Raw genomic sequence first — 9,931 nt, 5'->3', positions numbered from 1 at the left:
CAGGTTCCATTGCTACTGTGGAAACACTACAGTCACAGCTAGCAATGATTGCAAACCAGTTCCAGAGTGAGCCGACTCTGACTGCAACTGATGATGAAGACACGGTTGGTGATGCTCCAAACCTGGCAAGACAGGCCGATGAAGCCAATGATGGAGATGCAGATACGATCGATTTCTCAGAGCTACCTCCAAAATCACAAGCCTCACCTGTAGTGGGAACAGGGGTAGTCACGGCTGCTGATGATGACGATGATGATGACAACGCTGATGACAATGCCCCAACCGTTGTGTTGCCAATGCAACTGGTTAGCCTCAGTGAAGCAGGGCGTACCGATGTGGGCCGTCAGCGAGATCACAATGAAGACTACTTTGGCATTCAAACTGAAATTCGTAAACTAGAGACTCCCCAAGGTTCAACCGTCCAGGCGAGGGGGCTGTTCATTCTGTGTGATGGGATGGGTGGCCATGCCGGAGGAGAGGTAGCCAGTAGCTTAGCGGTCAACACCATACGAGACTACTTTCAAACCCGTTGGTTCAATACCGATATCGCAACAACTAAGTTACCGACAGAAGCTGAAATCCGAGAGGCAATAGTTTTGGCCAACAAAGCCATCTATGACATCAACCAAGAGACATCCCGCTCTGGAAGCGGACGTATGGGTACAACGCTAGTGATGGTATTGATCCACAACACTAAGGTTGCCTATGCCCACGTGGGTGATAGTCGTCTATATCGAGTTAGCCGCAGATCAGGACTAGAGCAACTCACGGCTGATCATGATGTGGGCCAACGCGAGATTCAGCGCGGTGTTGAACCTGCGATCGCCTACGCTCGCCCTGATGCCCTGCAACTGACCCAAGCCCTTGGCCCTAGGGATGAGAACTTTATCAACCCAGATATAGAGTTTCTCGATTTGCAAGAAGACACATTACTGATGCTGTGTTCAGATGGATTAGCTGACAACGACTTGCTAGAGACTCACTGGCGCACGCACCTAGAACCGTTACTAGGCTCCCAAGCTAACCTTGATCGTGGTGTTGCTCAACTGATCGAATTAGCTAACCAATATAACGGTCACGACAATATCACTGCCTTGGCGGTGCGCTTAAAGATGCGTCCAAACATGGATACTCTCAAGCGCCGCTAACTAGTAATGCAGGAGGTGTTACCAATCTCTACTGTGGCATTAGTTGGCTCAGGGCCGGGTGGTGTTGCTTATCTAACCGTGCAGGCTGTTGAGCGCATCCAACAAGCGGACGTATTAATTTGTGACGCTTTGGTTGATGAAGAAGTGCTAGCCCTGGCATCACCAGACTGTGACATAGTGCTTGTCGGTAAACGGGGTGGACAGCCTAGTGTGCCCCAAGCAGACATCGATCGCCTACTGGTTGACTATGCTCAACAGGGCAAGCGGGTTGTGCGTCTAAAAAGTGGCGATCCCTTCATTTTTGGACGAGTCAGCTCAGAACTAAAAGCATTGACAACGGCTGGGTATACCTACGAAGTGGTGCCCGGATTGTCATCAGCATTAACAGCACCCTTATTAGCGGGAATTCCCTTAACAGACCCATTATTGAGTCGCTGCTTTGCAGTCTGTAGCGCCCATGATCCTGCTCTCTTGAACTGGCTAGCTCTAGCCCAGGTGGATACGTTGGTCTTACTGATGGGGGCACAGCAACTGCCAGCGATCGTAGAGCATCTCAGCCGTGCTGGCCGTCCACTAACCACCCCAGTGGCTATCATTCAGTGGGCAGGGCGAGCCAACCAACGCATCTGGCGGGGCACCTTAGCCACGATCGTAGCCCAAACCACCGGAGAATCACTATCACCAGCCGTCATTGTAATCGGCGAGGTTGTAACTCTTTCTCAAACAGGACAGTTCATTAACGCTCCTACAACACCGTCCTAGTTTTCTCTTTCATAGCAACGCACAGCCATGCAGATGCTTGAAAATGTATTGCTTTGGCAGTAGCATGGGTACCTAGTTTTAGTTTCGCGCCCGAAAGCATGGCTACCCAATACCTCTCAGTAAAAGAAACCTCCGAAGTCTTAGATTGCTCAGAGCAATATGTGCGTCAACTACTCCGACATGGTGAAATCAGTGGGGAAAAGATTAGTAGTCGATGGATCGTAGCATCAGAATCTGTTCAGGGCTACCGTGTCAAAGGAGACAATCTAAGTTTAAGAGTTCCTGATCATGGGCGACGTTCATTTAGCAAACCTGAACTAAAAGCCTTGAGTTTTTTCTCTGGCTGCATGGGTTTGGACTTGGGACTAGAAAAAGAAGGCATCCAAGTACTACTTGCTTGTGAAATTGATGCAGCCGCTCGCAAAACGATTGAAATCAATCGACCAGATATAGCGCTGATTGGGGATATTCGGGATTACTCAGCCGCAGAAATTCGAGCAAAGGCAGGACTAAGTTCGACCGATGAGATTGATGTTATCGTTGGCGGACCACCATGCCAAGCCTTTAGCAGTGCAGGAAAGCGCCAAGGATTTAATGATGAACGTGGCAATGTTTTTTTGACATTTATCGACTTAATCACTGAGCTTAAACCGAGATTTGCAGTCATTGAAAATGTTCGAGGGTTATTGTCTGCTCCGTTGAAGCATAGACCGCATGAAATGCGAGGGAAAAATTTCCCACCCTTGTCTCAGGATGAACAAAGAGGTGGCGCTCTACGTTTTATTACTCAACGACTCAGGGAGGCCGGATATAGCATCTCCTTTAATTTGTACAATGCTGCTAACTTCGGCTCACCACAGCAACGGGAAAGGGTTGTCATTGCTTGTAGTCGTGAGGGAGAAAAGCTTCCCTACCTCACACCTACACATTCAGAAAAGGGTCTATACGGGCTGCCAACCTGGAAAAGTTTACGAGAAGCCTTAGAGGGTCTTCCCAAGACTGGACATCACTTTGTCAAGTTTCCTGAGAAACGGCTCAAGTATTACAGGTTGTTGAAACCTGGACAATACTGGCGAGACTTACCAGAAGAACTACACCAAGAGGCGCTAGGAGCTTCCTATCATGCAGGAGGCGGAAAGACGGGTTTTTACCGCAGGCTAGCTTGGGATAAACCCGCCCCGACATTAGTTACTCATCCAGCGATGCCTGCAACAGATCTGGCCCATCCAGAAGAGGATAGACCCCTGAGTATTGAAGAATATAAGCGTATTCAAGAATTTCCAGACGATTGGATGATTGCAGGTACGTTACTTGATCAATATCGGCAAGTTGGTAATGCCGTACCGTGCTCTCTAGGAAGAGCGATCGCTAGGATGTTGCTATCTCATCTGAGGGGTGAACAGCCTATTACCTATCCAGACTTTCCGTATTCTCGCTATCATAAAACCGATGATGTCAGTTGGATGCAGGATATGGGTTGTTTGGAAGAATCTTCAGCAAAACAACTATGCCTCAACTTAGTTTGATGAATCTGACAAATCCTTCCAAGGATTGTTTACTTCAATGGCTAAGGCATCTGGATTGCGGATTAGAACCTGTTGAACAAAGATAACAAAGTTTTCTTCTGAAAAGCGATTCGTGTTGTACCTATTGTTGAAGTCAGACCATCGATAGGAACCTGTTCTGGCATCAACTCGATACCATTTTTCAATGGGCCGATTAATTCGGACTTTAGACGATGAACTGTTTTCCGAGTTGCTACGATTTTTGACCTGCAAGAGAGAACCATCGACATTACAAAAATCTACGTGCCGAACCAAGTCTCCCCAACAACAGTACCAACCATAATCAGCAAGTTGCCCAGCTAGAAATTCCTCTAGTAGTAATCCTTGAATATTTTCGGCAGACATTGATAGCCTATGGGCATATTTGATTAGCTCAAGATGTTCTGTTGTTAGTCCTGTCAATCGGGCATTGATAATGACACTAACGATTGGATCGGCAACTGTGCCTGGGATTCGTGAGATTCGCCTTGAAATTCGATTTTCATAACTATCGTTATACTTTTTTAACCAAGCCTTGGCTAATGCTTCTGGTGTATCGGCTTTTAGGGTTGGAGAAAGTCCTGGATTTTGGTAGCAGGCTGTGAGAATTGTTCGATGCGCTTCGAGCAGTGGCTGGTCTTGTTGAGAAAACGCATTTTCAAAAATCCTTAAAAAGTTTGCTTCAGAATTTGAAGTGCTGATAATGCTATCGAAGTTAACGGGCATCTATGGTTTTCCTCTGAACATACCTATCGTGCAACAGAATCGTGCAACAGAAATGTCCACCATTGTATGCCACAGCAATTTTCCTTGGATTTGCTGCTCGACGATTAGACGCTTGTCCTCTAACAGGCAATGTTCAGGTATAGCCCTGATTGAGACTCAAAGCCATCAGCCACGAGCATACTAGCATAGAGAACACTAATGTAATGTTTGATGCTGGTTAATGGATAGAGAGTCTGGTGGTGCACAGGGTACTAAGTGCGACATCACGCGAAATTTGAGTAGCTCTCGCATTAGGCGCTGGGCTTGCTGCTGATATAGGTTAATTGGGAGTATGGTAGGCACTTGATCCATTACCTGAGTGGCTAGAGTCATGCTACAGCCTGTGATGCGGGTGATGATTCTAGCTCCTTCAAACGTACTATCACGGAAGGCGACGCGATCGATGTAAATCTGCCAAGTGCGCGGTTTCATGGCCCGTTGTTCAATGCAATGTAGACTGCTAGGTGTGGCTAAGACGACTAGACGATCGCCAACTTCCAATACGGTATCGTCCGATGGCATCAACCGAGCCTCTGGTTGATCAATCCCTCGATGCAAGATAGGCACAACACCGTAGCCATAGGCAACTTCGGCTAGTAGCAAGCCTTTAATCGGCTCGTCGGGCTGAATGGTATATTCCACAACCAACACTGTTTGATCATTCCAGCGGAGTAGGGTGAGAATATTTTCACCAAAGGCAGCCGTTGCAAATGCTTCAGCAGCGAGGGCATACACACACATTACATCTGCCTCGGGCAACAGTTGGGCTAAGTTGTCACTAAATTGGGGATCGAAGGTGCGAATCACTAAGCCTGCGGCAGGGTTTGTTGCTTTTACCCTTAATCCAATCTCTAGGTTCAGCATTTCGTCGTCGGTAGTAACTACAACACTCTTGGCGGTGGCAAGGTTCACTCGCTCAAGAGCAGCCGTTAAGTCCTCTACCACGATCGGTATCTGGGGCAAGATCGTGTCATCAGGCACATGACTGCTGACAACAACTAGTGGCTGTTGCAGTTTTTGCAATAAGGCGGCAATGCGTTGGCCTAAGCGTCCAAGCCCAATCAGCACAACATGGTTGTGGGTGGGCAAAGGTGGGCGGCGATTGGGGAGTTGAAACTTAGCTGCCAACAAACTTTCCGTCAGCAGTGCAAACAGAACAGCCGTAGCAGCCGTTCCCATCAGCATGTAGAACAGATTCATAAATCGCATCCACAGGGGGATTGTGTCGGCAGGATCCAAGGCTCCAAATACGATGTCGTAGGATCCCAACAGCATGACACCCGTGACGTACAGAGCCTTTAGCCAACTTTCCTGAGGATGGGCTGCCTTTAAGACAGTTGTACCTGCAATGATTAACGTCAGCACTGTGATTCCCATAATCAGTGCGACTCGCTTGGACTGTTGTTGGGCTGTAGCTTGCCAAAAGATCTGTAGCCATCGTCCGACGCGCTGTTGCCAAAACCATGGAGTTAGTTGTTGTCTGTTATTCGCTTGACTAACTCTCCTCGGAGGCTGGTTTAAGGGTGGCTGTGATGACACCGATGGCTGTAGAGGGGTTGATTGTCCACTAGTGGCGGCTAGCTGGTCAGTCAACCGATGGGTTACTTCAACACAGGTTATGACATCTCCGGCTTGTACCCTGGCTTCAGGATCCCAGCTATAAAATTCCTTCGGTAATTCGGCTGACCTTGGGCTGTGGCTGAGAATCCGACGGTGACGACCATTGAGTTCATGGATGCAGCGATGATGACACCAGGGATGGTTACTATCCATATGGTATCGAACGATGCGGAGTAGGTGCTCGTCTAGGTTGATGATGCCTTGGATATCGCTCTCTAGGGCTGCGATCGCAAAGGCAGGGGCAGGCAACTGCATTGGTTCTAGAGCAACAAAATTTCCCAACTGTTTTTCTAACAGCTCATTTAAGTTTTGCTTAGAAGAACGAACCACTAGGCGCACATGGGGATTGAGCAAGCGAATGGCAAAGGCTGTGTCGAGATTAATCCGCTCATCACTAGCAACAACTAGAGCTGAACGACAAGCGTGAATATTAGCCTTGATGAGGACTTCTGGCTGGCGACAGTCGCCTATGACAAGATAGTCCAATAGGCTTGATAAGCCAGGGATTTGCCAATAGACAGGTTGAACTGCGTCAATCGCACCTACCTGCACACCAAATTCCTTTAACTTTGTGACGCAATATTGCCCCAGGCTTCCTAAACCACAAACCAGGAAGTACATTGACCCAGCAGAGTTGGGCTTAACGCCATCATCAGCAAGCATAGAGCATTACCTTTAACTTACCTTTAATACTGATGGGATGAGTTCAACACCAACATAACGGACAGGCAACACGTAATACCACTGTGGCTAGTCGTCATGGCACCCTCGAATAACTTGTGACTAGTTAATCTGACTAGTTAAATCTGGTTGACTAACAGAATCTTTTTACAGGCTGAGTTGAATAATGTGAAACCCAACACCAGCCTATGTTTTGTTGATTTACGCTGTCGCTAACAACCCACAAGAGAATAGGAGTTTCAAGAGTTTTGTCTAGCAACCAGCTAGCTGAATAGCGTTCCTCAACCAAGACAGCACGTGCTCATGGTTACAGTGCTCTTCATAGGTTGCTCTTTATACTTTTATACAAACTTTACTTCAAACTAGCGATGTAATTATCCTAGGGCAATAGCAGCCTAACCGGGGTGCATCCCACTTACGCAAATAAGCCCTCAACTCCCAGCCCCCCTAGCCCCCCGCGAACGGGGGTTGGGAGAAGAGGATCCGGATTAGAAGTCCCTCTCCCTGCTTGGGAGAGGGATTTAGGGCGAGGGCTACACAAGTGGAATGCACCTGCCTAACCATAGGGCAATCTAGGTCACAGTTTTTGGAACGGTACTACCGATTTTGGCTAGGTTCCTGTTGTAGAAAACCTGCTAGCGTTGGGATTAACGTTTATCAACCAACCTCATTAAGACGTGCAAACTCATTGAGACGTGCCCACTAAACTTGCGGGCTTGATTGTTCCTTGTCCCTCTTCTCACCATAGGAAGCTTTAGGAAGGCAGGGCTTGAGGTATAAAAGCTACCAAAACAGGATGGACTGCTTAACAAGTCTGTTGCTCTAGTGGTAAGTAATAGACACGATCGTATGTGTAACAGGCTAGGACAATTTTATGGTGGATAACGAACACCCACTGGTGGCTACGCAAGGACTGACGCAAGCAGAGGTAGCACAGCGACGGGCAAACGGACAAGGCAATAACGCTAAATTGCCCTCTAGTCGTTCCTATCGAGAAATCTTTCAAGAAAACTTGTTCACCTTTATTAACGCTGTATTTCTTACCATCAGCATCGTGTTAGTGCTGTTGAACAGCTATGGTGACGCCATCTTGGTGGTGGTAGTGATCTTTAGCGGTGTTATTGTCAGCATCTATCAAGAAATTTGGGCAAAGCGACAGCTTGACCGCATCGCCTTGCTGAACCGTCCCAGTGTCAGTGTGATTCGAGATGGGCGAGAGCAGACTATCGACCCTGCGGACATTGTGCTAGAAGACATTGTGGTGGTGCGATCTGGGGATCAGATTCTAGTGGATGGGACGATCGTTGGTGATGGTCGGCTGGATGTGGATGAGTCTCTACTCACTGGTGAATCTGACACGATCGTCAAACAATCAGGAGACCCCGTTTATTCCGGCACAATCTGCGTCAGTGGTCATGCCTGCTTCCAAGCCACTAAGGTTGGTGTAGAGACGATCGCCTATCAACTCGTCACAGGTGCCCGTGCCTTTCGCCAAATTTACACCCCCCTGCAAAAGGAAATCAACCTAGTAATCCGAGCCTTTTTGCTACTAGCCTGTTTCCTGTGGATCTTAGTGGGGATTAGCTTCCTAGGACGCTCTTACTCCATTTCCGATGCTGTGCAACGTGCGGCTGTGATTGCAGGGTTAGTACCCACAGGGTTGCTCTTGGCCATTACTTTGGCCTATGGCATTGCTGCTGTGCACATGGTGGGGGATGATATCCTCATTCAGCAGGCAAATGCAGTGGAGTCTCTAAGCAATGTAGATGTGCTTTGTTCTGATAAAACAGGCACCCTGACCACCAATGAAATTACAGTAGAAACAATCGTACCCTTAGAAGCCACACCCACAGAACTGGCCCAAGCCTTGGGAGATTTTGCCGCCAATGTTACCACCCATAACCGCACTAGCGAGGCGTTAGCAGTCACCTACCCTGGTTGCCCACGAACGGTAAAAGCCGAGGTTGCATTCTCGTCAGTGCGACGCTGGAGCGCGATCGTCATGGCTGATGAGCCAAAGCCAGGGCTATATGTATTGGGTGCCCCAGAAACCCTCACCAGCTTGCTTGCTCTGACCCCAGACATGGCCGACCGTGTGGCTAACTACGTAACATTAGGAACCAGTCAGGGGTTTCGTGTGTTGTTATTCGCCTACGCCGCTGATCCAGGCACAGTGCTCACAGACCCCGATAACCCACTGTTACCCTCCGCGCTTCAACCCCTAGGGATTGTGCACCTTAGTGACCAACTGCGCCCAGAGGCAAAGCGCACTCTCCAGAGCTTCGCCCAAGCAGGCATCCAGGTAAAAATCATCTCTGGCGACCATCCCCAAACCGTAGCTGCCTTGGCAAAACAGGCAGGACTCGACAACAATCAGCCGGTGATTTCAGGTCAAGACCTTGCCCACATGAGCGATGATCAATTTGCCCAGGTTGTTGCCAGAGCTACCGTCTTTGGGCGCGTTACCCCAGACCAGAAGGCCCAGCTTGTAAAAAGCCTCCGCCGTCAGGGGCACTATGTCGCCATGATTGGGGATGGAGTCAATGATGTGCTGTCCTTGAAACAAGCCAATTTAGGCATTGCTATGGAAAGTGGCAGCAAGGCCACCCGTGGGGTAGCTGATATCGTATTACTGAGAGACTCCTTCGCAGCGCTGCCCCATGCCTTTCTAGAGGGTCAGCGGATTCGCAGTGGCATCCGGGATGTTCTTACCCTGTTTATCGTCCGTGTTCTCTGTACGACAATCTTGATCTTTGCGACAGCGATGGCTACTGATAGTTTTCCCCTGGTAAATAAGCACAGTGCGATTACAGCCCTAATTGGGGTAGGTTTTCCGGCTGCGGTTATGCCTGCATGGGCCAAGCCCCGTCCCGTAACTCGGCGACGCAGTGTGGTGCGATCGCTCCTCCACTTTACAATCCCTGCCGCAGTAACCATGTCCTTTGTAGCTCTCTTGGTCTACATGCTCTATCTAGTAAAAGAAATCATTAACTTACCCCCCGGTGTCAGCTTTCAGGAACTTGACTACACCCTGCCCCGCACCATGTTAGTCACCATTTTGGTGTTTTGCGAACTCTTGCTGATTCCCTTTCTAAAACCACCTACCCCCGCCTGGACTGGCGGCGAACCCCTCAGCGGTGACTGGCGTTACTCTGCGACGGCATTAGGGTTGCTAGGGCTATACCTCCTCATTCTCTACATTCCGCCCCTGCGACAATTTTTTGAACTCGCTGCCCTCACCCCCCGGCAACTCGGTTTCTTGGTACTTGTGGCCTTAGAGTGGTGCTTGATTCTACGAGCTGTCTGGCGCACGCGCTTCCTCGACAAGTTCCTAGGAGTCGATCTGAGTTAGCGCATAACAGTCGTGCTGTGCACCGAGCAATGCTCTGTTAACGTTAAGAATAACCCACT

6 protein-coding genes are annotated in these 9,931 nt (G+C 48.9%); 4 read left to right on the top strand and 2 right to left on the bottom strand.

Annotation, left to right across the window (positions count from 1 at the left end):
- The 3 genes from NZ772_07335 to NZ772_07325 form a co-directional block, all read left to right on the top strand.
- Positions 1–1,148: serine/threonine phosphatase (locus NZ772_07335; GenBank protein MCS6813369.1), on the top strand; the 1,148-nt coding region annotated here is incomplete at its 5' end.
- Positions 1,149–1,181: 33 nt separating this feature from the next.
- On the top strand, positions 1,182–1,910 hold the full coding sequence (cobA, locus tag NZ772_07330; GenBank protein MCS6813368.1) for a uroporphyrinogen-III C-methyltransferase: 729 nt from the start codon (positions 1,182–1,184) through the stop codon (positions 1,908–1,910).
- Positions 1,911–2,008: 98 nt separating this feature from the next.
- Complete coding sequence (locus NZ772_07325) at positions 2,009–3,436, top strand: DNA cytosine methyltransferase (protein MCS6813367.1); 1,428 nt, start codon at positions 2,009–2,011, stop codon at positions 3,434–3,436.
- Here the strand turns inward: NZ772_07325 and NZ772_07320 are convergent.
- Together NZ772_07320 and NZ772_07315 are read right to left on the bottom strand one after the other, a co-directional pair.
- Positions 3,428–4,180 (bottom strand): SinI family restriction endonuclease, encoded by a 753-nt coding sequence (locus tag NZ772_07320; GenBank protein ID MCS6813366.1) that lies wholly within the window; start codon positions 4,178–4,180, stop codon positions 3,428–3,430. The two genes, NZ772_07325 and NZ772_07320, sit on opposite strands and share 9 nt — an antisense overlap.
- A 195-nt stretch (positions 4,181–4,375) precedes the next feature.
- A complete protein-coding gene (locus NZ772_07315; GenBank protein ID MCS6813365.1) occupies positions 4,376–6,502 on the bottom strand; it encodes an NAD-binding protein in 2,127 nt (708 codons plus the stop codon).
- An 892-nt stretch (positions 6,503–7,394) separates the two neighbouring features.
- Here NZ772_07315 and NZ772_07310 point away from each other — a divergent pair.
- Positions 7,395–9,872 carry an HAD-IC family P-type ATPase gene (locus NZ772_07310; protein MCS6813364.1) on the top strand — a complete coding sequence of 826 codons (2,478 nt, stop codon included), beginning with the start codon at positions 7,395–7,397 and terminating at the stop codon, positions 9,870–9,872.
- Positions 9,873–9,931: the final 59 nt, after the last annotated feature.

Source organism: Cyanobacteriota bacterium, assembly GCA_025054735.1.
Classification (GTDB): Bacteria; Cyanobacteriota; Cyanobacteriia; order SKYG9; family SKYG9; genus SKYG9.
Note: the sequence above shows the minus strand (reverse complement) of the source record. Positions and strands in the feature narration are given on the sequence as shown.

What these genes read in the sequence shown, in the direction of transcription:
- NZ772_07325 (MCS6813367.1), top strand. Translation starts at nt 2,009, where the DNA reads ATGGCTACCCAATACCTCTCAGTAAAAGAAACCTCCGAAGTCTTAGAT.
- NZ772_07310 (MCS6813364.1), top strand. Translation starts at nt 7,395, where the DNA reads ATGGTGGATAACGAACACCCACTGGTGGCTACGCAAGGACTGACGCAA.
- NZ772_07320 (MCS6813366.1), bottom strand. Translation starts at nt 4,180, where the DNA reads ATGCCCGTTAACTTCGATAGCATTATCAGCACTTCAAATTCTGAAGCA.
- NZ772_07315 (MCS6813365.1), bottom strand. Translation starts at nt 6,502, where the DNA reads ATGCTTGCTGATGATGGCGTTAAGCCCAACTCTGCTGGGTCAATGTAC.